At 44.8% G+C, this 24000-nt stretch carries 15 protein-coding genes; 10 read left to right on the top strand and 5 right to left on the bottom strand.

What is annotated here, in order from left to right; translation table 11 throughout:
- Positions 1–33 precede the first annotated feature (33 nt).
- Positions 34–474, bottom strand: coding sequence for a MauE/DoxX family redox-associated membrane protein (locus DSL64_RS16055; RefSeq protein WP_115831930.1), 441 nt, complete (start codon positions 472–474; stop codon positions 34–36).
- 146 nt (positions 475–620) lie between these two features.
- On the bottom strand, positions 621–1283 hold the full coding sequence (locus DSL64_RS16050; RefSeq protein WP_115831929.1) for a Crp/Fnr family transcriptional regulator: 663 nt from the start codon (positions 1281–1283) through the stop codon (positions 621–623).
- Positions 1284–1534: 251 nt separating this feature from the next.
- Between DSL64_RS16050 and DSL64_RS16045 the strand changes: the two genes are divergently transcribed.
- The 4 genes from DSL64_RS16045 (at position 1535) to DSL64_RS16030 (ending at position 8351) form a co-directional block, all read left to right on the top strand.
- Positions 1535–4636 carry a lantibiotic dehydratase gene (locus DSL64_RS16045; protein WP_115831928.1) on the top strand — a complete coding sequence of 1034 codons (3102 nt, stop codon included), beginning with the start codon at positions 1535–1537 and terminating at the stop codon, positions 4634–4636.
- A gap of 104 nt (positions 4637–4740) precedes the next feature.
- Positions 4741–5544, top strand: a complete 804-nt coding sequence (locus DSL64_RS16040) for a LytR/AlgR family response regulator transcription factor (protein ID WP_115831927.1) — start codon at positions 4741–4743, stop codon at positions 5542–5544.
- A gap of 4 nt (positions 5545–5548) precedes the next feature.
- Positions 5549–6709: a sensor histidine kinase gene (locus tag DSL64_RS16035; RefSeq protein WP_115831926.1), complete on the top strand. Its 1161-nt coding sequence runs from the start codon at positions 5549–5551 to the stop codon at positions 6707–6709.
- A gap of 448 nt (positions 6710–7157) precedes the next feature.
- Positions 7158–8351 (top strand): hypothetical protein, encoded by a 1194-nt coding sequence (locus tag DSL64_RS16030; RefSeq protein WP_115831925.1) that lies wholly within the window; start codon positions 7158–7160, stop codon positions 8349–8351.
- Positions 8352–8556: 205 nt separating this feature from the next.
- On the opposite strand, the gene DSL64_RS16025 is transcribed toward DSL64_RS16030, so the two are convergent.
- The 3 genes from DSL64_RS16025 to DSL64_RS16015 are packed head-to-tail and all read right to left on the bottom strand — an operon-like array spanning position 8557 to position 12852.
- Positions 8557–9456, bottom strand: a complete 900-nt coding sequence (locus tag DSL64_RS16025) for a DUF4249 domain-containing protein (RefSeq protein ID WP_115831924.1) — start codon at positions 9454–9456, stop codon at positions 8557–8559.
- Positions 9456–11891, bottom strand: a complete 2436-nt coding sequence (locus tag DSL64_RS16020) for a TonB-dependent receptor (RefSeq protein ID WP_115831923.1) — start codon at positions 11889–11891, stop codon at positions 9456–9458. The genes DSL64_RS16025 and DSL64_RS16020 overlap by 1 nt, the downstream gene beginning before the upstream one ends.
- Positions 11869–12852: a hypothetical protein gene (locus tag DSL64_RS16015; protein ID WP_115831922.1), complete on the bottom strand. Its 984-nt coding sequence runs from the start codon at positions 12850–12852 to the stop codon at positions 11869–11871. Before DSL64_RS16015 ends, DSL64_RS16020 begins: the two co-directional genes overlap by 23 nt.
- A 1129-nt stretch (positions 12853–13981) precedes the next feature.
- On the opposite strand from DSL64_RS16015, the gene DSL64_RS16005 reads away from it, so the two are divergent.
- From DSL64_RS16005 to DSL64_RS15980, 6 genes are all read left to right on the top strand, one after another.
- A complete protein-coding gene (locus DSL64_RS16005) occupies positions 13982–14434 on the top strand; it encodes a hypothetical protein (protein ID WP_147300378.1) in 453 nt (150 codons plus the stop codon).
- Between the two features lie 195 nt (positions 14435–14629).
- Positions 14630–14971 (top strand): DUF4134 domain-containing protein, encoded by a 342-nt coding sequence (locus DSL64_RS16000; RefSeq protein WP_115831919.1) that lies wholly within the window; start codon positions 14630–14632, stop codon positions 14969–14971.
- A 107-nt stretch (positions 14972–15078) separates the two neighbouring features.
- Positions 15079–15513, top strand: coding sequence for a hypothetical protein (locus DSL64_RS15995; protein WP_115831918.1), 435 nt, complete (start codon positions 15079–15081; stop codon positions 15511–15513).
- A gap of 48 nt (positions 15514–15561) precedes the next feature.
- Positions 15562–21123 (top strand): helicase-like domain-containing protein, encoded by a 5562-nt coding sequence (locus tag DSL64_RS15990; RefSeq protein WP_115831917.1) that lies wholly within the window; start codon positions 15562–15564, stop codon positions 21121–21123.
- Positions 21124–21139: 16 nt separating this feature from the next.
- The gene (locus DSL64_RS15985) at positions 21140–21475 is read left to right on the top strand and encodes a DUF4133 domain-containing protein (protein ID WP_115831916.1); all 336 of its coding nucleotides are present in this window, start codon (positions 21140–21142) and stop codon (positions 21473–21475) included.
- Positions 21476–21523: 48 nt separating this feature from the next.
- Positions 21524–23989, top strand: a complete 2466-nt coding sequence (locus tag DSL64_RS15980; protein ID WP_229217108.1) for a TraG family conjugative transposon ATPase — start codon at positions 21524–21526, stop codon at positions 23987–23989.
- Positions 23990–24000 lie beyond the last annotated feature (11 nt).

Raw genomic sequence — 24000 nt, 5'->3', positions numbered from 1 at the left:
GCAGTACTTTCCTGACCGGGCCCGGAGACGTCTTTATATCTTTGGATTTTCGAAAACAGCATCCAGGGACTTTTGAAGTCTGAGCGATGCAATCGAGAAAAAAAGAAAAGTCAAATTGAAGATAAAATGAGTGGTGAACCCCATACTTCTGAGCACCCCGCCACAGCTGCACGGCTTGCGGTCAAACACATGAAATGTGGCAAGTCCCATATAAATACTGAAGACAAGCATCAGCACTACAGAGGCTCTCAGACCAGAAACCCTGTACTTGCCTGACATCAACATTGCGGCTATCACCAGCTCGGTCAGCGGAAGCAACCAGAGTAAAATCCCGACAGACCACTTTGGAATTACCTGATTGCGGAGCTGTTTTTCAAACTCTGAGAGATCTGCAAGCTTTGATACCGCCGTATAGGTAAAAAGCAGTATCAGCAAGGTGATCATGATGTTCAGCAGCATTTGTTGTTTTCTCATAACGTCAGTGTCATTTTATCTGTCCTGCCGGGCTGATCACAGATGAGCAGCCGTGTAACTTCATGATAAAACTAGGCTGAACTTTTTTTACAGCATTTCAACTAGTTGCAATACAGTTAATTATATTTTGTTACCGAAAGTAGAATCTACCCTCTATTTTTTCTGATATCACTCAGCCAGGTCTGCGAAATCTCCAGATAACACGAGATGTCTTTTAAAATAATGCGTTCTGCGGGAAACACATCTTTGAACTCCTGATAGGCCTGAGCCGCGGGCAGCGTCCGTAAATGCGCTTTGATTTCAGCCTTATTGCGGTCAGAAAGAAGAATCTTAATTAATAGTTTAGAAGCTTCAGCAAACCGGTTGTAGAGATAGACAGCATTTTTTTCGCCGATAATTGTTACGGTGGAATCTTCCAGCAGCGTAATCTGGCTGGCCGCCAGGGCTGAATTCGGGGTAATTTCTGCGAGCAGCATCGTCTCGCCCTGTTTCCAGAAACGGGTAATATGTTCCTTTCCATCCAGATCATAGTAGTGACCTTTGGCAAGGCCTGATTTCAGATACCAGACTGCGGGCAGGCCCGCATTGGGATAGATTACCTGACCCTTTTTCAGCTTCTGGTTTGTGATCGACGAGTGAAGTGCGTCCTTGAACTGATCAGTTAACGGGTAAAAAGTTTCAAGATGGCCTAACAGACTAAGTGTTTGCATAGCAATTGTGAAGGTTGGTGAGAAAATTAAAATGCCGCTAAGAGACATTGGTCTGATACCAGCAAGCAGCCTGAAAACTTTCACCGGAACTGATGTCATCAAAATTTTAGGTGTGAAATGCCCAAATTCTGGTGTCAAATGACGATTCCGTATATACGCCAATTACTTTTCACCAATTCCATCACATTGCCAAGATTAAGATTCACTTTTCAATGGACACATTTCAGGTAGTTGCCATGAATAAGCCAAAAGCCTTTACAAAACTGCATTTGACACCAAAAACTATGACAGGGCCTGTGAAGCCGTGACTTTTATGTCTGTACTAAAGTGCTAACCTTAATACAGAAACCATGAACAGCAGATTTCACGAATTTTTCCTTCTACGCAGGCCGGCGTTGTCACTGAGCAGTCTTTTAGCCTTCAATAAAAGCATTGATGCTAATCCTGAACAGTACACAGACATTATGATGGACCGCTTTTTAACCCGTGAATTCCAAGAAGCCTTGTTTTTAGCATCTGCAGATCTTTACTATTCCTTTGAGAAAATAATGCAAGGAGACTATCAAGGCGACGCCAAACCCATTTACCGGGCCTTGTACCGGTACTTTGTCAGAATGAGCTCCCGCCCCACACCGTTCGGCACCATGGCCGGGGTCTGCACAGGGGAAATATCTGCAGAACCTACAAAAATATCATTTCCCGAGTCTGCAAAAATGGTTACAAAAACCCAGCTTTCCTTCACAGCACTAGCCCGACTCTCAAGGGCGATTGCTTCTATGCCGAATATTCTACCTCATCTAACGCTATGTAGTAATACAAGTCTGTACCGCTTTCAGAATATATACAGATACATCAGAAGAAGTGGCCGGGACAACGACCGCTTTAACCAGCTGGAAGTAGAAAGCAATAGTTATCTGGATCTTGTTCTCGCGCAAAGCAAAACTCCTGTGCCATTCGGTGATCTTACCGCCGCTTTGATAAATGCCGGGCTTGATCATTCCAATGCACAGCAGCTTATCACAACACTTTTCGAACAGCAGCTTCTTTACAGTGAAATTGACGCCGGACCGATACAACAGAACGGGCTGGACCGCTTACTCCGCAGTCTGGAAAAAATACCTTCAGCCGCTTCCATTATAAAAGACCTGCACAAAATAAAGTACATCATTAGTCGAAGAACAGGTATAAACGTTATCTGCGAACGGCTTCACCCTGTGATTTTGAAGTATTGTCCAGATATCAGGGCTGACCAAATCCTCTTTGTCAATTCAACGCTACAAGCAGAAAGCTGCAAGATCAACCAGAAGCCGGTAGCTATCATTCAAAATGAGCTTGACGAACTAGTGCCGCTGTCTTCCCCTACGGTCAATAATGAACTTGACAATTTCACCGGAGAGCTTTTTCGCAGATATCAAACCCGCCCCGTGCTTCTGCTGGAAGCTCTGGATCCGGACACTGGAATAGGATATGGAAACAGATCATTTTCCGGTGACTCGAGCGTTACAGATGTGACAGACGCCAGCACCGGCCCAAATGACCAATTTTATTATAATAACAGTCAGCTTGAAGATCTGCGCCTGACATTGTACGAGCAGTCGATTTCGCAGCAGACTCAAAAGGTACATATTAGAAAAAAGCATTTGCCAAAAGCAAGCAAACAGTCCCATAGGGCAAACGACGGAACATACCTAATGGGCAAATTCATCGCTGACTCCCAAAAGAATCTTGATAATGGAAAATTCAAGTTCAGCCTTAGTGCGATGGGTTCTGCGTCTTCATTTAATCTGATGGCCCGGTTCTGTAGCGATGACAATGAATTAACAGGGCTTGTATCTCAGGCTATTTCCTGTGAGGAGCTCGTTGACGCAGAGGTCATATATGCGGAAATTAACCATATACCTTCTGATAAAGAAGGTAACATCCTGTCACGGCCACATTTAAGAAAATATGAGATCACTTATTTGTCGGTTAGCAAGACGGCCAAAGAAAACCAGGTGACACCTGACGACCTTTATCTTTATACACCAGATGGCAAGCAGCTTGTACTATGGTCAAAGAGCCACGATAAAAGGGTAATACCACGTTTGACAAGTGCTCATAATTTCGCAAATGGATTACCGGTGTACCGGCTGCTCTGCGATCTGGCTCGCCAGAATGCAGCCCCGGTATTTAACTGGCATTGGGGGCACTTTTCAGGCAAAGATTTTCTTCCACGTATTGAGTACAAACATATTATCGTCTCTGTTGCCCAGTGGAGGGTTTCTATGGAAATGCTGCCAGAAGCACATAGAAAAAACACCTCCGTTCAGCAGCTAAGAGAGCTTTTGAAAAAAAGGCGGATACCCCGGCTGATTCAGATCGCTGACGGCGACCAGCTTCTGCTGGTTGACTGCGACAGTACAGTGAGTCTGGATATGCTTTTATCAATGCTAAGAAGACGCAGGAAACTACGGCTTACAGAATTCATCGAACCCGCCGTGCAGAGCTTTATGGTGGCGGGCGGAGAAAGCTACTCACACGAGGTAATTGTCCCTTTTAAAGGCAACACCAGTTTGAGCTGGCCAAAAGTTACAGCTCCAAAGGTCAGTAACAGTACCAGGCAGTATGCAACAGGAAGCGAGTGGATCTATGTCAAGGTTTACATGGCCCCTTCTCTTGCAGACCAAATATTGACCGAAAACTTTCTGCCATTTCTGACCCATCTTCTAGGCCAGGCAGCTATAAAGAAGTGGTTTTTTGTCCGCTACAACGATCCCGGTTACCATCTTCGCATCAGAATATTTGCAGGGGACGATAAAAACAGGGTATTTGAAATATTAAGGCTATTCTGCGATCAGCTACATGTACTTTTGAAAGCCTCAAAAATTGAAAAATTTGTCATCGATACCTATGAGAGAGAACTCGAGAGATACGCTCTGATTGAATATCATCTGACAGAAACGCTGTTTTACTACGACAGTCTATCTGTCTGCCAATTACTCTCGCTGTCAAATAAGGGTGCCATTCCAAAATGGCAGATAGCAATCAGATCTATTGATTTCATACTAAATTCCCTGGGTTACAACCTGCAACAAAAGAGAGCATTCGTGCAAGCGGTCCATGGGTCCTTTTATGTAGAATTCCAAAGTCAGCAGCCGCTCATTTACCAAATGGATAAATCCTACAGGAGCCATATTTCCCAGGTTCAGTTTACGCTTTCAAATAATCCGGAAAATTTACTTAAACATCAAATTGACGAGTGTCTTCAGCCTTCATTAGATCACTATCGGCATATTTCAAGCAGGCTTCAGGACGCACCCGGCGCAGAAACTTACATTTCAAGTGTGGTGCATATGTTTCTGAACAGGCTATTTTCCGATAGTCACCGAAAACTGGAGTTCCTGGTTTATCACTACTTAAAGAAGTATTATGATTCAATTTACTTTAAGTTGAAAACGGTTACAATTCTTTAAAAAACCGGCATTTTTAATTGTCAAACTAAATCTACTTTCCTAAATTGGGCTAGTGCTCCTCCTCCTTTTGTTGCTCTTGAACCTGACACAAAGCCCAAAAAGGAATGAATATACACCCGCTGCCAACCCTGCGTTGCCTGATTATTGATGATGAGACCCATGCGCACAAGCATCTTGAAGAAAAGATTGCCAAATTCCCCTGGCTGGTCCTGGTCGGCAATGCCTACAATGGAATAGACGGACTGGCGATGATTGCCAACATAAAACCCGACCTGATATTTCTGGATGTTGAGATGGACAGTATTACGGGTCTTCAGATGCTGAAAATGCTTCCTGAATCCGGCTTGCAGGTAATCATTAATTCATCATACCACCGCTATGCCGTCGATGCGTTCGACTTAAATGCTACCGACTTTCTTTGGAAGCCGACCAACCAGGAAAGATTCCTTCAGGCAATGACCAAAGCGATGGATATTCATTTAAGGCGAACGGGGTCAAAAAATCATTTTGATCCTTCTGAGCAATTATCTGATGTGCCCAAGAATACCTTGGACATCTCAACATGGACAGATTCCAAAACGGCTCAGTTTGGCACAAGCCGTTTAACGCTGAGAATAGATAAAAAACTGGCCCTGATCCGTTATGACGACATTATTTTCTTTCAGTCAAATAACAATTATGTGACGGTATATACCGATACGGACATCTATACTGTACGTGGACAATTAAGTGAATTTGAAGATCATCTTCCTGTAAATCAATTTCTGAGGATACAAAAATCCTATATCATTAATGTCGGCTACGTTCAATTCGTAGATGGGAATGAATTAATTATGGAGAAGGGTTACAGGACACCGATCTCAAAGAACGAGAAGGATTATATACTTCCTATCATTTTAAAAAGCTGATATCATGCGACGAATCATTGTATACCTGCTTTTCGATTATATTCTGTTTCCCAAGACACCTTCCAGGCGAATTGCGGTACATATACTTTTCTGGATCGTCTTTATCAGTTCGCACCTTTTGTTCTTTCTTCCTAATGCGCTCCGTGGAAACCTCACTGACTTCATGGTCTACGCCTATATTCTGTATTACGGCAAGTTTCTCTTCATTTTCTACAGCTGTCTGTTGCTTTTACGGCTGATGAGGAGATATATCGATATTCTGATTGTCATTCCTGTATTGTTTTTGCTTTGCATTGGGATCACCTACCTTTTTAATATGGTAATTTTTGCCATTGCTGACATTTTGATGGGTCTTGAAAACACTACTGTAAATTTTGAAATGTTGGGACGTACCCTTTTGACAGGTGCGAACGCAGACTGGATTACAAAGGTGAGCATTGTTACATTCAGCCTTCAGGATACCCAGCTGCTTATTCTTCCGGTAGGTATCAAGATGGTCAAATTCGGAATGAAATTTCAAAAAGAGCTTCAGGATATAGAAATGGAAAAAGTGAAGGACGAGCTTCAACGGCTGAAGTACCAACTTGGCCCCCACTTTATTCTCAGCTCACTGAGCTCATTATACTTCGATCTGAAAACGGTAAACATAGAATCAGCCCAGTATTTGGCCAGACTAACAGACTTGATTCAGTATTCGATTTACGATACAGAGCATGATTTGATCGCTCTTGAAAGGGAAATCCATTGTTTTAAAACATTTCTTGATCTGGAGTCAGGCCGGCAACATTGCAGGTTGAGGCTTTCTATTGAGCAGACAGGCCTGATAAAGCCTACAGACCGCATACCCTCTATGCTGCTTTTAACTTTGGCAGAAAATGCTTTCAAGCACGGAGCAAGAAATGACCGTGCACCGGCAACCCTGGATGTACGTATAGATGTAGAAGGTGGGCGGCTGAATTTTTTCATTGAGAATACAAAAAATACTTTCAAAGTCACTTCTGACGACGAGCATTCAGGTATTGGTCTCAAAAATATTACCTCACAGTTAAAACTCTATTTTGGCAGTAACTTTACCTTCAACATCAATGAAAACGAAAAGCTCTTTGCCGTAAATATGTCTATTCCACTGGATAGCACCGGCCCGATAAGGACATTTCGCACCTGAATTCTGCTGTTTCACACCAATAATTTCTACAGCTGCCTGCATTCGGTTTCATTTGAACGGATAAATTTTAATCACTAAAACAGTATCTAAATGAAAACGATCAAACAATCTACAGGTAGCCAGTACGTAAAAATTGTCTCTCAGTCCAGCTTTGAATCCGTCAAAACTGACAAAAAAGGTAAGGATATCACGACAAGTGGTGCTCTGTGCACACTAATTCCAGTTTTATATCCATCCAGTCGGTAACGAAAGTTAAACAACAGGTGGTCAGCACATGGTGCTGGCTGCCTGTTGTTTACACGTCTAAGCCTGCCGGCTAATAAAATTACTTTGTATTCACACCTCATCTACGGCATTTCACCCCTAAAATTCGCATTGTATACGCTACCGGGCTTACTTAAAGATCAGGAATGAAGATTTAGTAATCTACTCAACAAACCGGTCTAGTATGATAAAGGACGAAGAGTACATTTTACAATGGCTTGACACCACAGTTCGTTTCTCATTAAACCCCAAAGGTGACCTTACCAGCTTGTCAGAAAGAGACTTACAATTAATTACCCAAAGAGCCCGCAGCGAAGTTGATAGGCAGATGGGTTTTCTGCAAGAGGGCACATTGAAACTATTTAGTGAGAAAAAAATCAAAGTATTCATCAACCAGTATCACCGTAGTTTGGTTTCTCTGCTGGACAGCTCCTATCTCAACCTATCATTGATCGGCACAGAAGATACAAACAGGGCTAACTGCTGTGAAGTAGTCATACTTTGCCTTGAGAAATTAGTTGAACTCGTATCGATACGATTTAGTGGACACCTTCTCAGTCACCAGCCTGTCGCCCGGAATCAAAGTACACAAATACAAAAAGATTTTTTGCAAAAATCCAGAGAGCTTGCAGAGCGATTCAAATCCGAGTTAGATTGCGCATCATTGACCACTTTGATACTGGCAGTAATACAAGAATTTACTCAGCAAATCCCTTCCAGTATTAGCTACAGCCAGATTCTCTATTTTCAAGGCATGATATCCCATTTGGAAAGAATAGAATTAAAAGTTGAACAGCAGCCGTTGCATGATAGATTGATTGAGCTTCTGGTAGGACTCAATTTCAATGACAGGCGTTTTATCGGCTACTATACCCATTATGCAGCAAGCCATGTAAATCAAACCGGGAACGGAAAAATGCAGCGGTTACTTCTGCTGCGAAAACGGTTTTATCAGGCATATCTGAGCTCGGATCAGGCCTTAAATGCCCAGCTTCCTTCTCTTAGAAAAATCATTGGTAACTGGTTTAAACTGGAAACTGCTTATATCAGTAAAGTCCGTACTGAAAATGTCTCCCCGCTCGACTCAAATGTGCCGGCGATCTCAAAAAATCCCGAGCAACCGACCCCGAAAATCATGTGCCTTTTGTCGGCTGACCAGATCGGAATGATCTTGCATTCATTGGACGCCCTCAGAATTGTACAGGCAAAATCTATGAGTGCTGTTTTTGAAAATATAATCCCCTCTCTTTCGACCCCGCAGAAAAAAGACCTCTCATGGAAGAGTATGCGTAGTAAATCTTATGTATTCGAAGAGAATGACCGCAAGGCGGTTACGGCAATACTTCATTCGATGATCAAATTTATAGATGAATACTAAAATAGTTTTTTGTAGCAGTAAGACAATTTATTATCACGTAATCCGATTAAAAATTGGCATATGAATATTTAAGGCTTTCACAATCGCCAAAAGATTATAATGCACACCGAACCTTCCCATTCTTAGAATTTCTAAAAACTCAGTCTAATTCATCAAGCACAAGCCATACATCAGTCCTAAAATACTCGAGGGTTTTAAAATACCGTTACTCCTTTATGATGAATTCCTTTGTAGTCTGGCTGTAGCCGGTAAAAATACCGTAACCTCCTGTAATGTTAGTATACCTTGGGAAAGGTGGCATGAAAGCCGTAATTAATTCACTTTCGGTATAATAGGATTTACAAAATTCGTAATAGCTCTTAGTGATCTGGCGGGTAGACACTGTGACTTTATCCTGGGCAGTCCAATCAACCTCCTTTCCGAATTGATTATTGATTTCTACCCCTTTTCTTAATATTATCTCTCCATTTTTAGCACATAAATCGGGTAATACGATGTTGGACAGGTAGCGAAATTGGCACGGATCTTCGAAATCATCCATCGGCCTGTCCAGGTCGAATATATTGGTTCCAAATGTATCCTTACCAATACTTCTCCTAACAATAACCATGTAGTAGTTCTCTTCATTTGGGTTGTCCCGTATACTGATAATTAGTTCTTTGGAAGGTGTACCTGGGTTAAACTTAGAATCGATTGACCGGCCGAATTCATAACTGGTAACAACCGGGGCGGTCGGCATCATTTCCAGCTCCGTTGATGCCGGCGGAAATCCCGGCGCTTCAACTTCAATTTTGTATCTGCTCCCTGGCTGCCATTTCCGACCGGAGCCGGAAACATAAATGCCTTTGCGTTGGTACTTGAGCGTTTCCAAAAAGCCCGCTTCATCAAACAACCTGACTGTCGCGTTTGCAATGCCGTCAATGTACGTCGATTCACCGGTCGGAGGATACGTCTTCTGAACTTCTATCCGCACAGTATCAGCAGCGTCTACCTGACCAAACAGTACTAATCTATCACCTTCGTAAGGCAGCTTCAGGCTGACCCCCTTTTCTTTACACCCCAAAAAAGTAGAAAATGACAATAAAAATATAATTAACTTTTTCATCAGAATGTAACTGTATGGCTAAAATAAGGTAAGAACGGTAGTACTCCTACCTTGTTAACGGATCCGACCATGCCGGTAAATGGTTGAGAGGGTGCGGGTCTATTTGAAGGCTGCAGATCAACTGTCAAGTAGTAAGGATTTAGCCTATTGTAAAGATTATAGACCCCGAGTGTCATACGGCCTCGTCGCTTCAGATCAAAGCTGGTACTGAAATCGAGTCTGTGATAGGCAGGTAACCTCACGCTGTTCCGGGCCCCGTAAATGAACGTCGGGTAACCTATATTAACCTGTCCCTCATCGAATTGTTTGTGTACCGCTATTGGCATCGTCACGGGCGCACCTGACTGATAGACCCAGGATACAGAAAACGTGGTATTTGTAGTGGGAGCGGTGTAGCTTCCGACAAGCGAAATGACGTGCCTGCGGTCAAAATTAGATGGATACCATTCCCCTTCGTTTATCCTATCAAAGCGCCTCTCATTTCGGGAAAGTGAATAGCCAGCCCAGCCCGTAAAATCACCTTTGGTCTTATTGATGAACACTTCAATGCCTCTTATCCGCCCCATTCCATTTTGTTCGATAAGGCTTTGCCAGGATTTGTTGAAGCTCATCAAAAAACTACTGTTGGCAGAATAATCTATGAGGTTAGATAAAGATTTATCATAAGCATCAATACTTACTTCAACCTGCTTTCCCAAAGTCTTTGAAACGCCAATGGTATACTGCACAGAGGAAGACGGTTTTATAGTCCCGGTCGCAGGCACCCACACATCATTGGGTAGACCAACGCTGTTGCTGGTCAGCAAATGGATGTATTGGTTCATTTTAGAATAGGCTCCCTTCAATGCAAAATCGCCGGGGAAAATAAAATTGACCGCAGCCCTGGGTTCCAGGTTTTGATATTTTTTTGAATTGACCTGCATACTCACCGCCCTGCCTCCTACATTTGTCTTCAACCAGTTGCCCACCGAAAGTTCGTACTCGGCAAAAGCTGCAACTTCACTGGTAGAAACGGGTGCGTTCATTTTTGACAGCGAATCAGGTGGCAGTGCAATACTGGTCTTCACCGACATTGGTCTGTAACGATATAAGGATGCCTGCAACCCCGCCCTGAGTGTATGGCCAGATCCGGGAAACCATTCGATAGAAGTCTTATTTGTCAGGTCATTGACAATCGAAGATGATTTAATGAAGCTAGTTTCTTCCCACTTGCGCCCATCCTTTTCAGCGCTTTTGGTCGAAATTCCATAGTGATACCTTGAAAAAGATAGTATGCTTTTCAGGAAGAGTTTGGGCCGGACAACATAATTGTACCTTGTTGTCACTGTCGTGTTTCCCCATGACAGACCCATCCTACCCCTATTATCTTCTGATCTTTCCCCGGCGGAATAGAAGTCATTACCATGGTAAAGGCTTAGAAAAACCTGAGTTTTAGGATTTAGCTGATAGTTGATTTTTGCATTAAGATCGTACAGCCAATAGTTGAAATAGTTGGAGGATTTGCCGGCTTGGTATAGCAGGTATTTGGGTAGCAGAAACAAAGTAAGATACGATGTCCTCGCCGCGATCAGATAACTGGATTTGCCGTAGTGTTTGTCCTTCATCGATAGCGGGCCTTCCCAAAGCATCCTCGAGCTGACCAGGCCAATCGTCCGTTCCGTCTTTCTGGTCACCTTGTTTCCCTCCTTCATGGAAATATCGAATATCGACGAAAGTCTGCCGCCATATCGAGCGGGAAAGCCTCCTTTGTACATTTCTACATTTTTGACGGCATCGGTATTAAATATCGATACAAGTCCAAACAGGTGGGCGGTGTTGTAGACGGGCGCGTCATCGAGCAATATCAGGTTCTGGTCCGGCGTACCGCCTCGTACCAGCAAACCTGTTGTTCCCTCGTTCCCGGTGGTTACACCTGGAGTGAGTGCCAGGGCTTTTACAATATCTGCTTCTCCAAACAATATCGGAATGGCCTTTAGCCTGTTTACAGGAATATTCATATACCCGGCACTGGATTGAGCAATGTTGCTCTTCGCTTTGACCAAAATTTCTTCTAGTTGGTGACTGGCGGGAGACAAACGGATGTTGAGCGTGGTGTCCGAAGCCGCATTCAAATCCAGAATCAGAGATTCGTAGCCAACGCATGAGATGTTCAGCTGGGAAATGCCCGAAGGTGATTTCAGAATAAAATAGCCGTATGTGTTAGAAACCGTCCCTAATGATTTTCCCACGTTGCGCACACTCGCCCCTATAATAGCTTCCCCAGTCTGTCCATCGTTGACATGACCATTTAAGATAACATTCTGGGAAAAAGCAAGTGGCGAGATAAGAAACAAAATAAGCGAGCATAACCCGCGAACATATTCGTGTCCGGCGATCAGTCTCACCGGACACGTACTAATAAAACTTTTAACACTAACGCGTCTCTGTACAGCCATGAAATGATCCGTCAGTTCCAATACCACTTGATGTTACCGAAGCAGTTGCGCGGTAATTTCCCCCCCAGCCATGTGCTGATGCAATCTCATTGATATTATAACCAACAATTTCAGTCAAGGTGCCAGGGAAAAAACCTCCATTGTCATCCAAGTATGCCACAGTTCCATTTAACCTTAGCTCAGTGGTTTTATCATTATGCCATATGAAGGCTGTCCTTTTCCTATGCTGGGCAATCCAAATTATGGAACTGAACCTACCGCTAAAATCTGCTGTCCAGTCACCAGAAGGGTTTACTGATACTGTGCCAATTAAAGCAAAAATACCCTTGAATCTGTATCTAGTATCGTATGTAGTGGTACATGACCTTTCTAAATCCAAAACCCGGCTTGCTGACAAATCCTTCGATTCTTCGGTAATTCTTTTACTCTCGATTTTTAAATAATTGCTATTCTCGTCTGGTGAATTTAGCGCCTTTTGAATCTTCTCTTCGTTATACGAGTCGATTTTTATCAACCTATCCTTTTGCAGTTTAAACGCGTCCTTGCCTATTAGCAACAATCCCTCATGATTGAAAATCCTCGCCATAATAGGGTGATCGGTAACTGCTGCTGCTTCTTTTTCACCGTTTTCCACCCTTATCTGAAGTACGTTCTCATACCCCTTTAAGGAATTTTGCTGCGCGATTTTTTCAAAGTCGACGTCTGTCAGGTTGTCGTATGCGGATTTCATCGAAGTGAATCCCTTATGCTGACTCTCCCAAGAATTTAAATAATCGCTTTCCTGATTTTTCATCAATTCATCAAATACCAAGTCAAAATGCGCTTGATTCTCAAAGCTTAAACGCCCCGACTTTACTTCTATTGTGTCCAATTTGTCTACTATCTGCTCATCCTTGGAACAGCTTTGAAACAAGCCGCAAAAAAATGCTAACGCGAGCATTTTGGTACATGTGTTTTTCATTCTTTTAAGATGGTTTAATTATCAAAAAATTTCCATAACGGTGCTTGCCTGGATTTCAAACCGGTCCTGAATTGATATTATCTCACCTTTTTTTTCAAAACATATCACAATTAACTTTCCTGAATGAAAAATACATGAGGAAAATTTAGATTAGATGAGCGTAAATTCAAAAAAACTATCAGAAGTGAACAAAACGTTTGACTCCAGGCGAAAGACTAGCGGCCACTAATTTTTTCTCAGCACCCAAAGAATGAAAAGTATTTCTACAAATACAAATACATATGTAAATTTATTTTTACACAATAGTTAATATATTAATTCACATGGTTAATATATTATATATGATGTATATTTTACTTGAATTAAACTCTAAAAACCAGATAGTTACATCCTAAATTAGCAAAATGGCACATCTTCGACTTTCATAAAATCTACAATTACTTGCTACTACACCTCTAAATGCATCAAAACCTTCCTCTCTGAAGATTAAATGATTTCTTAATCTTTGATGAAAATTGATAAAACACTAACAATCAATAAGTAAAGAAAAATAACATTAAGTCAAGCAGTTTCTAAGTCAAAAAAACCCAAGCAGAATGATTAGATTAAGGTATTCCGTCAGTACTTGGAAAATCCTTTCGGTTGGTAAACAGCATCGGCATAATATCTTATCGCAAAATATACATGCTCCGAAAAAAGAATTAATTCAGTTAGATGGGTGATGCTGCGTCTGGTATTGAAATCGCCTACCCTGTCAATAATTATGAACCTGACGTTGGTATTTAAAGTAAGAACCATGCATTCTAATTTTATTTTATAATACAAACTTATTCCGCGGGCAGCTTCTAAATTTTTTCAACTGTAGAACCGTCAGGGATAGCAGTGGAAATCATCCCATAGGGATATTGCAGCGAATAGCCCGGCCGAAGGTGACGGCCAAAACTCCTCTACAAACAAAGGGTACCAAAAGGGCACAAGAAAAAGTTGTCCTTTTCTGTCACCCTGTCTGCGGATTTACTTTGTAGCATCCTTTAAGACAAAAGGTTCTGGCAGGTAAGAATTAACACTTATCTGATGCATGCAAATCCAGGATAGAAAACTACAGCATTCACCAAAACAAGATACGATTATGCAAGCAGCAATATCATGGAGCAATTATGTAATAGGCGTAAGCATCGTAGCAGTGGGCTACTACCTTTTTATCGGATTGAAGTATTACCGAAAAGAGCTATCGGATCTATTCTCAGGGAAATTATTCCAAAAGAAAATTCAGAGACACACAAATAACAATAAAGATTTTTCAGGGGACTACAGCCAGGTGATGGAAGGGACATTTGATGAGCTGGAGGAGGTTGTAGAAGACCTGAGAAGGGCTATTTTGGAAAAGGCAGGCAAACAAACGAGCAAGCATGATTTACTGCAGTTTTTGAAGCGGCGGCTTGAACACTACTCCGGTTTACGGAAGCCTGCCTTCCGGGTAGCTATCAATCATTATATTATAAGGCAGGCAGCAGAGACTTGCCAGATCAGTTTTCATGAAGATGAGCTCAATGAAGCCTGGCAGCAGGTACTCCAAAGGTAACAACAATAAATAAGACATTGCGGGGCGGCCAGATCTTGTGATGTGGTTATGGGTGGTGTAGTTGGTTCCGTGTCTGGAATGCCGCCCCGCTTTTTTTCAAAACAACTGTCAAACCACAGGTAAATCCGATGAAAACAACCATCCAGGCTAAAAAGGGTAATTTCTGAATAATTCTTTAACTATAATCAAGTGGGTATGAAACGTGTGTATGGACGATTTACAAAGAATGTAAGCCGGCAGGTGCTCTGCGGGTGGGGACTCTTGGCAGGGCTGGTGCTGATCAGCTTTTACGCATCCGCTCAGGATGGTGTGGCCGGGCTGAACGAAGCGAATTTAAAGGTGCGAAGCTACTTTGTAGCAGGAACGAATTTGATGTATGCGTGCGGTTCTGTACTCGGGCTAGTCGGAGCGATCAAGGTATTTACCAAATGGAACCAGGGGGACAATGACACCTCCAAAGTCGCAGCCAGCTGGTTTGGCTCATGTATTTTTCTTGTGGTAGTAGCAACGGTAATCAAGTCATTCTTCAACGTCTGACAGGTCCGTATAACACTTACCGTTCGAAAACAAAAATGTCAGTTCCCTGGGTCAGGGAACCAGACTGGCAGGCCCCCGAATCCAGGGCAGACTATAAGTGAAAACATATGAGAAAGCAATTAAAAGAAAAACTCTGGGCGGGCATCTGCCGAAATCATCCTGATCTGATGTTTGCTCTGCAGCAGAAGCGGCGGGTAGATATCTACCTGGATCAAAAGGTGAGCAGCGCATTATCTACTGCAAAAAGTCTGACTGAGAGCGGATATTCGCAAAGCGTAGTGCTGGACATATGTGGCAAGCAGCTTGCCCTGGATTTAGGCCCTTCGCGCTACTGGTACATTGTCAGTGTACTTAGCCAGGAGTTTGAAAGCGTTTACGCCGGCCTTAAAGACTCAGGACTTCTGCTGATTGAAGCGGTCAACCTGGTCAGCTACTGCAAACCTACATTCAGAGCACTGGGCTTCAGTGCTGAAAGAGAAGATGACAAACAGATTTATCTGGCAATTACGGGGATGATCTCAGAGTACTTTGAGCATCAGTAAGCAGCAAGGAAATTACTTAGTTGGACAGAAGGCAAGAAAAGGTGGAGTATGGCTTACAACGCATTAAAAAAACTGGAAGATAATACAGCGGCACTCTCGGTCGCGCTCAGCTACCAGGATGGTCAGGTACTGACAGATCAGCAGCTTGAAACCCTGAAAAAGTACAGCGGATTTGGCGGGATCAAAGCTGTACTTTACGGAGAGGGCTCTGCCAAGGACTGGCGCGGGCTTGGTTCTACCAACGCTGATGAAAGACTTTACCAGCCAGTACAGATGTTGTTCAGTCTGCTTCACCGGTTTCTTGACCCGAAAGATCCAACATTACCGGCCGCTCAGAGCAGTTATGATCTGGCGGTAGAGAGTCTGAAAGAAAGCGTGCTGACCTCGTTTTACACGCCTGATTTCGTGGCAAGCACACTTTATCAGACAATGAGGGGGCTTGGCATCAAACCCAGACACCTTTATGAGCCGTCTGCCGGGGCCGGTGTATTTATATCACAAGCGCATCAGCTGGATTCTATAGAGTCGGTCACCGCGGTTGAAAAGGATTATCTGACAGGCAAAGTGCTTGCCGCGATCAATTCCAGGATGCCTTTTGCGACTACCACGCACATTACGGGCTTTGAGAACACGGGCCGCTCGGAGAACGGCAAATTCGATTTTGTTGTCAGCAACATCCCGTTTGGTAATTTCAGGGTATTTGACCCTGATCTCGGGCATAATGAGCCAGTACTGAAAGAAAGAATACACAACTACTTTTTTGCCAAAGGCCTTCAGAAACTGGCAGACGGAGGTGTGATGGCCTACATCACGACAGACGCCTTTTTAAACAGCCCGTCAAACAAAAAAGCAAGGGAGTTTCTTTTTCAAAGAGCTGATCTTATATCGCTGGCAGTGATGCCGGATAATCTGATGAGTGAGACCGGTGGCACCACAGCGCCGAGCCACCTTCTGATTGTTCAAAAAAATGATCAGAAACAGGAGCTCAGTCGGCTGGACAAATGGCTGGTGAACACCGTAGAAGCCCGAAACAGCTTCGGACAGTACTCGGTAAACGAGTATATTTTAAGAAATAAACACGCACTCACCCTGGGTGATCAGATCTATGAGGGCACGAGCCAGTATGGCAAAGCAAGCACCACTGTGCTTCAAAGCGGGGATGTCTCACAGATCAAAGACGCGCTCGGCTCACTGATCCGCAGTGGATTTCAGGCCCGTTTTAACAAGGATAAATTTGAGAACAGTCTCAGTAGCACTCGGGCGCTGGACGCGCAGCACATAGAAAAAGACACGCTGCCAAGCCTTCAGTACAGTCAGGTGCCCAAAAGTATTGCCAGCAGGGCTTCAGAGCAGCTGGGCCTTTTTGACACGGTCATTGCCCAGACCAACCACAGGGCACTGGCGTATCTGAAAGCCTCGGATCACAGTACCGTTGACAAAGCGAGCGCAAGGATTCTCTCGGTTGTCAGAACGAAGGATAACCCGGCCCACGAGCTGGCAGTGCTGCTCAGCGCCCGTCACCGGAGCAGCCGAAGGCTTTACTACAAGATTATTGTCAATGCAGAAAACGTGCGAAGCTCACTGAGCTGGCTGAACTCAGAGCAGCTTGCTTCGGAGGCGAAACAGATTTCAGCTTTACTGAAAGGTTTCCGGCACAGCTACGAGCTTTCGGGTGACAGCACGCTCGCTCCACTGTTTGAGCTTACAGATAAGAACCTGATCAGCATGCAGCAGCTACCGGGCTTCTACAAAGAAGGCACGCTGGCTGTGCACAATGACCAAATCGGCACAATAACCACCATCCATAACGGCCAGGGGCTCTTTACTCCTATGAGATCACAAGAAAAGAAAGACTTCTACAAAGGCTATATCAGCCTGAGAGACACCTACCACAAGCTCTTCCAGGCTGAAAGCAGTTCCGGGCAAAGCGAGCCAGTACTAAGAGCGATGCTGAACAGACTCTATGATAACTGGACAGCCAGGTTTGGAAAACTCAGCGAGACGCGCAACCGGGCGCCCATTTCAGAAGACAAGGCATTCGGCAGTAGTCTGCCTTCCGCATTGGAGCGAAAAGAGAACGGAGAGCTCGTTAAATCAGATATCTTTCATGTCAACATCCATGAAAAAAACAAAGAGTACCGCTCGCAAGATCCGGAAGATGCCCTGGCTCACTCATTGAATACACAAGGCAAAGTAGACCTGGCGCTACTTGGCAAGGTGCTGAGCCTTGATAAGGCCGGAACAATAGCAAAGCTGGGCGATCATATCTACTTTAACCCGCTGGCATTTGAGTGGGAATCATCTGACAGGTTTTTGAGCGGGAATGTGAACGAAAAACTGGAGCTTTCAACAAGGCTTTTAAAGGAGGATCCCGGCCACAAGCAGCTTCAAAGAAGTGTAGCGGCGCTAGAGAAAGTACAGCCCGAGAAAATACCCTTCGAGCTGCTTGATTTTAACCTGGGCGAAAGATGGATCCCTGTCTCCTATTATCAAAGATATGCAAGCTCTTTGTTTGAGACTAAAACCGATGTGAGCTACGTGCGCTCAATGGACGGCTTCAAAGTATCAGTAGCATCAAAGAATGCCAAGGTCACCGAGGAGTACGCGATCAAACCCAAAAGCGGTAAGAATATATACGGCAATACGTTGTTTGAGAATGCGCTGGAAAACACCTCTCCTTTTATCACGCAGCAGGTCTATGCGGGCGGGCGCAGCATCAGAGTGCCCGATAACGAGGCCACCCAGCTTGCGCATGCAAAAATCGAAAGCATCAGATCGGGGTTTAACACCTGGCTTAAAGAGCTTCCGCAGCACGAGCAGCATACGCTGGAAAAACTTTACAATGATACTTTCAACTGCTACCGGCTAAGAGAGTACAGCGGCGCTCACCTGACATTTCCGGGTCTGGACAGAAAAGCGCTGGGTATTAAAGATCTTTACTCCTCGCAGAAAGATGCCGCCTGGAGGATTGTTCAAAACAGGGGCGGACTGATTGATCATGAGGTGGGCCTGGGCAAAACGCTGACAATGATCGCAGCCGCACAGGAGATGAAAAGACTGGGCACAATCCGAAAACCAATGATACTGGCCTTAAAGGCGAATGTAGACCAGATTGCCGAGACCTACCGAAAGGCCTACCCTTACGCAAAGGTACTCTCACCTGGCAAGGAAGACTTTACGCCCAAGGAAAGACAAAGGATTTTTCAGGAGATTAAAAACAACAACTGGGACTGCGTGATTCTGACCCATGACCAGTTCGGAAAAATCCCTCAGTCGACCGCAGTCCAAAAAGAGATTTTCAGCCAGGAGCTTGAAAACACAAGACTTGATCTGGACTCGATGAAAGCGCAGGGCGGCGATTCGTCAAAGCAGATCCTGAAGGGACTGCAGATCAGGCTTCGGAACCTGCAGGCCAAGCTCAGTGAAGTAGAGCTGAAAATCGCCAGCCGAAAAGACAATGATATTGATTTTGTTTCTATGGGCATTGACCATCTGTTTGTCGATGAAAGCCATAAATTTAAAAACCTGCTTTACACGACCCGGCATACCAGGGTGGCAGGGCTGGGAAACACAAACGGAAGTCAAAGGGCGCTGAACATGCTGTTTGCTGTGCGGACCCTGCAGGAGAAATACAATGCGGATTTATGTGTAACATTTCTGAGCGGCACACCGATATCAAACAGTCTGACTGAGCTGTACCTGATTTTCAAGTACCTCAGACCAAAGGAGATGAAACGGCAATCGATTGAAAACTTTGACGGATGGGCCTCTGTATTTGCCAAAAAGACCACTGACTTTGAGTTTAGTGTCACCAATGAGATCATCGCCAAAGAACGTTTCCGAAACTTTATTAAAGTACCCGAACTGGCCATGTTTTATAACGAGATCACCGATTACAAAACCTCGGCACATATCCAGCTGCAAAAACCTGCTTTGGACGAACGACTGATCAACATCAAACCAACACCCCAGCAGCAGGTTTTCATCCAGAAGCTCATGCAGTTTGCCAAAACCGGCGACGGAAGACTTCTGGGCCGGGGCAAGCTCACGGATGCGGAAGACAAGGCGAAAATGCTGCTGGCTACCAACTATGCTAAAAAAATGGCGGCTGATATGCGGCTGATCAACCCCAGATCACCCTATCACCCGGACAGTAAAGTCAATACCTGCGCAAGGACGGTGGCAGCACTTTATCATGAGAGCAAGGTACACAAGGGTACCCAGATCATATTCAGCGATATCGGAACGCCCAAGCCCAATGAGTTCAATATATACAAGGCCCTTAAAGACGAGCTGACCGCGCGGCACAACATTCCGGCCAACCAGATCACCTTCATCCATGACTGGTCAGATAAAACCAAACCGACGCTTTTCAATAAAATGAACCGGGGTGAAATAAGGATCCTGATCGGCAGCACTGAAAAGGCGGGCACCGGGCTTAACGTCCAGCAGCGGATGATTGCGATGCACCACATTGACATCCCCTGGAAGCCTTCGGAGCTCGAGCAGCGTAACGGACGCGGGGCCAGACAGGGCAATGAAATAGCCAGGTTGTACTACGGTAACAAGGTCAGAAACTACATCTACGCCGTAGAGCAGAGCCTTGACAATTATAAATTCAATCTGCTCAAAAACAAGCAGACCTTCATCTCCCAGATGAAAAACAATACGGTCAACATCAGGAGTATTGACGAGGGGGCGATCGATGAGCAAAACGGAATGAATTTCTCTGAGTACATCGCAGTTTTGTCCGGCGATACGAGCCTTCTTGAAAAAGCCAAAGTAGAAAAGCAAGTTATGGCACTCGAAGGGCTGAAAGTGGCGCATCAGCGCGAGCAGACCAGAACCAGATCAAAGCTGGAAAGGATGGCAGCAGAAATTGAGTCTGACCGGGGCGTTCTGCAGAAACTAAAAACAGATGAGACCTTTTATAAATCTCAGCTGACTACAGATAAGGACGGGGCCAAGTCTAATCCTGTCAGAATTGATGGATATACCGGCGCTGACCCGGCGGGGATCGGGCAGAAGATCATTGAGCTTACGCAAAACTGGCAGCCGCAGCCCAGTGAGCCGGCAGAAAAACAGATCGGGGAGCTATACGGGTTTCAGCTTTTTATACAGCATCATCCGGCAGTAAAAACAGAGATCAACGATCAGAAAAAAATGCCAGCTTTTGAAAACCTGCTTTTCGCGGTCAGCCCACAGACCGGCATTAAATACAGCTACAACAGCGGGCTGCCCAACTTTGAGAATGCGCAGTTTACATCCAGACACTTTCTGAATGCAATCGACAGGGTGAGCAGTCTTAAAGAGCAGTATGAAAAAAGAATAAACGCCGGTGAAAACGAGCAGAAACTGCTTACGGAAATTGCAGCCAAACCATTCGGGCAACAAGCGCTGCTGCAAGAGAAAAAACAGGAGCTGGCAGGTCTTCAGCATCAGATTGGCACTAAAATACAGGCGCGTCTGCTCGCAGAAAAAGAAGGCAGCAATACGCAGAAAACGGAAAACAAAACAGATAAACCGAGCCCGACAAACGCGAAAATAATACCCCTTAACCAACGCCCCTCAGAAGAGCAGACCGGTAAAAAAAGACAGTTCAAGCTATAAAAACGACGCGACAATCATGAACAGCACAGTATTTCAAATCAATAAAGGTATCAACCGCCCGATCGAATTTCACGGCCTGAAAGCCCAGTACATACTCTACTTTGTGATCGGCATTCTAAGCCTTCTGATCCTGTTCGCTATTCTTTACATCGCAGGGATCAACTCCTATATATGCCTTGCGACAGTGCTCGGGCTCGGCGCGGCGATGACAGTCCAACTATACGCGATGAGCGGGCGATACGGTGAGCATGGACTGAGCAAAAAGCTGGCCCAAAGAAGCATCCCTGGTGTGGTCAAAAACTACTCGAAGCATGTGTTTATGACAAGGACTAAATCAGATACAAAAAACTAACAATTGCAGATTGCAAGTAAAAGAGTATAAGAGTACAGACATTGGTAAATGAAAGAGGAGATGGAAAAGAGGCTGGAAGATATATTACCGATTATGGGCGTAGAGAAGGGCGCGATCCTTTCAAAGAATGCAGATATCACCATTGGCTATAAAGTGGAGCTGCCAGAGTTGTTCTCGCTCTCTAACCAGGAGTACGAGGCCTTGCACAGCACCTGGATCAGGGCGTTGAAGGTGCTGCCGGATAACACCGTATTCTGCAAGCAAGACTGGTTTTTAGACAGCAAATACCAGCCTGATTTCAACAGGGACGATAAAAGCTTTATTTCGATGGGAAGCGAAAGGTTCTTTTTTGAGCGGCCGTTTCTGGACCACAGCTGCTATGTTTTTCTGACTAAAAAGCCCGATGGCAGAAAACTTTCTTCTTCTCTGTTCTCGAATCTGACAAGACCCAGTATTGTGCCGCAGCAAGGGTTAAGCGAGAGCATGTTTGATGATTTTTTAGACGCCTGCGGCCAGTTTAAAAGCATCGTTGAAAGCAGCGGCGTGGTTCAGCTGGAAAGACTATCACAGGATAGCCTTCTGAGCACAAGTGCCAGGGCAGGTGTCATTGAAAAATACTGTAACCTCTCTGATCCCGGCCGGCTTATTTCGGATATGGAGTTTACCGGCGGAATTCAGATCGGAGCCCAGACCTGTCAGCTTTATACGCTCTCAGACGCAAAGGACCTGCCCTCACTATGCGGGCCGCGGGTGAACTACGATAAATACAGCACAGACAAAACCAAATTCAGTATCGGGTTCGCATCACCGCTCGGTCAGCTGCTTGGCTGCAACCATTTATACAGCCAGTACATTTTTCTGGAAGATGGCCACAAAGCCATCCAGAGACTGGAGACCAAAAGGCTCAGACTACAGTCGCTTTCTGCCTACTCGCGTGAGAACAGTATTGCCCGTGATGCGGCAAATGATTTTTTGAATGAAGCGGTCTCTGAGCACCGTATGCCGGTGAAAGCGCACTTTAACATTCTGGTCTGGACTGACGAGAAGCAAAAACTCAAGGAGATCAAAAACCTGGTCTCGGCAGCGCTTGCGCAGATGGACGCTTCAGCGAAACAGGAAACGGCCGGAGCACCGCAGATCTATTGGGCAGGTATCCCTGGCAATGCGGCTGATTTTCCGATGAACGATACCTTTGATACGTTCGCAGAACAGGCGTGCTGTTTTCTGAACCTGGAGACTGCATACCGAAGCTCGAAAAGCCCGTTTGGCATCCGTCTGGGCGACCGCCATACGGGAATACCGGTGCACGTGGATATCTCTGATGAGCCGATGTCAAGGGGTGTGATCACCAACCGCAACAAAATCGTGATCGGTGGAAGTGGTTCAGGTAAAAGTATGTTTATGAACCATATGCTTCATAGCTATGTGCAGCAGGGCTCGCATGTTCTGATCGTCGATGTTGGTCACAGCTACAAAGGCCTTTGTGATATGCTGGGAGGTTATTATTTCACCTACTCAGAGAAAACACCGATCCGTTTCAACCCGTTTTTTATTGGTGAGGGAGATGAGCTGGACACAGAAAAAAAGGAAAGTATTAAAACGATGCTGCTCGCGCTTTGGAAACGCGATAACGAGGAGTTTAAAAGAAGCGAGTATGTAGCGATCTCCAATGCGCTCACAGACTATTACGAGTATTTAGCAGCAAACCCTGAGATTTTCCCCTGCTTTGATTCCTTCTATGAGTTCCTGTATGTAGAGTTCACCCAGACGCTTGCAGAGGACAGGGTCAAAGAAAAGGATTTTGATATGGACAATTTCCTGTTTGTGCTCCGCCCGTATTATGACGATGGTGAGTTTGCCTACCTTCTGAACGCGAAGGAAAACCTGGATGTGCTCACCCAGCCCTTCATTGTCTTCGAGCTCGATAAAGTGAAGGACCACCCTATCCTTTTTCCTGTGATCACACTGATTATCATGGAGCTTTTTATCTCCAAGATGCGGAAGCTTAATAAAATAAGGAAGGTGATCTGCATTGAGGAAGCGTGGCAGGCGATTGCGAAGGCCGGAATGGCCCAGTTTATGAAGTATTTGTATAAAACAGTCCGCAAATATTACGGGGAAGCGATTACGGTAACCCAGGAGGTCGATGACATCATTTCCTCCCCTATTATCAAAGATGCGATTATCAATAACTCGGACTGTAAGATCCTTTTGGACCTGAAAAAATTCCAGAACAAGTTTGAGGATATACAAGCCGTGCTGGGCATGAATGATAAAGGAAGGGCACAGGTGCTCTCAGTCAATAAAGCCAATGATCCCAAGCGCCGTTACCGGGAGCTTTACATCGAGCTGGGCAATTCGGTGATGAAAGTCTACCGCTATGAGCCCTCACCAGAAGAATACTATGCTTATACAACCGAGCAAAAGGAAAAAGTACTTGTCGAGCAGTACGCCGCCCGGCATGGCAGCATCCAGAAAGGGATCGCTGCACTGCTATCTGATCAAAAACAATAAACCCGTTATCA

The sequence above is a fragment of the Dyadobacter luteus genome (assembly GCF_003383615.1).
Classification (GTDB): domain Bacteria; phylum Bacteroidota; class Bacteroidia; order Cytophagales; family Spirosomataceae; genus Dyadobacter; species Dyadobacter luteus.
Note: the sequence above shows the minus strand (reverse complement) of the source record. Positions and strands in the feature narration are given on the sequence as shown.

Coding starts and splice junctions, on each gene's coding strand:
- DSL64_RS16055 (WP_115831930.1), bottom strand. CDS start 474: ATGAGAAAACAACAAATGCTGCTGAACATCATGATCACCTTGCTGATA.
- DSL64_RS16050 (WP_115831929.1), bottom strand. CDS start 1,283: ATGACATCAGTTCCGGTGAAAGTTTTCAGGCTGCTTGCTGGTATCAGA.
- DSL64_RS16045 (WP_115831928.1), top strand. CDS start 1,535: ATGAACAGCAGATTTCACGAATTTTTCCTTCTACGCAGGCCGGCGTTG.
- DSL64_RS16040 (WP_115831927.1), top strand. CDS start 4,741: ATGAATATACACCCGCTGCCAACCCTGCGTTGCCTGATTATTGATGAT.
- DSL64_RS16035 (WP_115831926.1), top strand. CDS start 5,549: ATGCGACGAATCATTGTATACCTGCTTTTCGATTATATTCTGTTTCCC.
- DSL64_RS16030 (WP_115831925.1), top strand. CDS start 7,158: ATGATAAAGGACGAAGAGTACATTTTACAATGGCTTGACACCACAGTT.
- DSL64_RS16025 (WP_115831924.1), bottom strand. CDS start 9,456: ATGAAAAAGTTAATTATATTTTTATTGTCATTTTCTACTTTTTTGGGG.
- DSL64_RS16020 (WP_115831923.1), bottom strand. CDS start 11,891: ATGGCTGTACAGAGACGCGTTAGTGTTAAAAGTTTTATTAGTACGTGT.
- DSL64_RS16015 (WP_115831922.1), bottom strand. CDS start 12,852: ATGAAAAACACATGTACCAAAATGCTCGCGTTAGCATTTTTTTGCGGC.
- DSL64_RS16005 (WP_147300378.1), top strand. CDS start 13,982: ATGCAAGCAGCAATATCATGGAGCAATTATGTAATAGGCGTAAGCATC.
- DSL64_RS16000 (WP_115831919.1), top strand. CDS start 14,630: ATGAAACGTGTGTATGGACGATTTACAAAGAATGTAAGCCGGCAGGTG.
- DSL64_RS15995 (WP_115831918.1), top strand. CDS start 15,079: ATGAGAAAGCAATTAAAAGAAAAACTCTGGGCGGGCATCTGCCGAAAT.
- DSL64_RS15990 (WP_115831917.1), top strand. CDS start 15,562: ATGGCTTACAACGCATTAAAAAAACTGGAAGATAATACAGCGGCACTC.
- DSL64_RS15985 (WP_115831916.1), top strand. CDS start 21,140: ATGAACAGCACAGTATTTCAAATCAATAAAGGTATCAACCGCCCGATC.
- DSL64_RS15980 (WP_229217108.1), top strand. CDS start 21,524: ATGAAAGAGGAGATGGAAAAGAGGCTGGAAGATATATTACCGATTATG.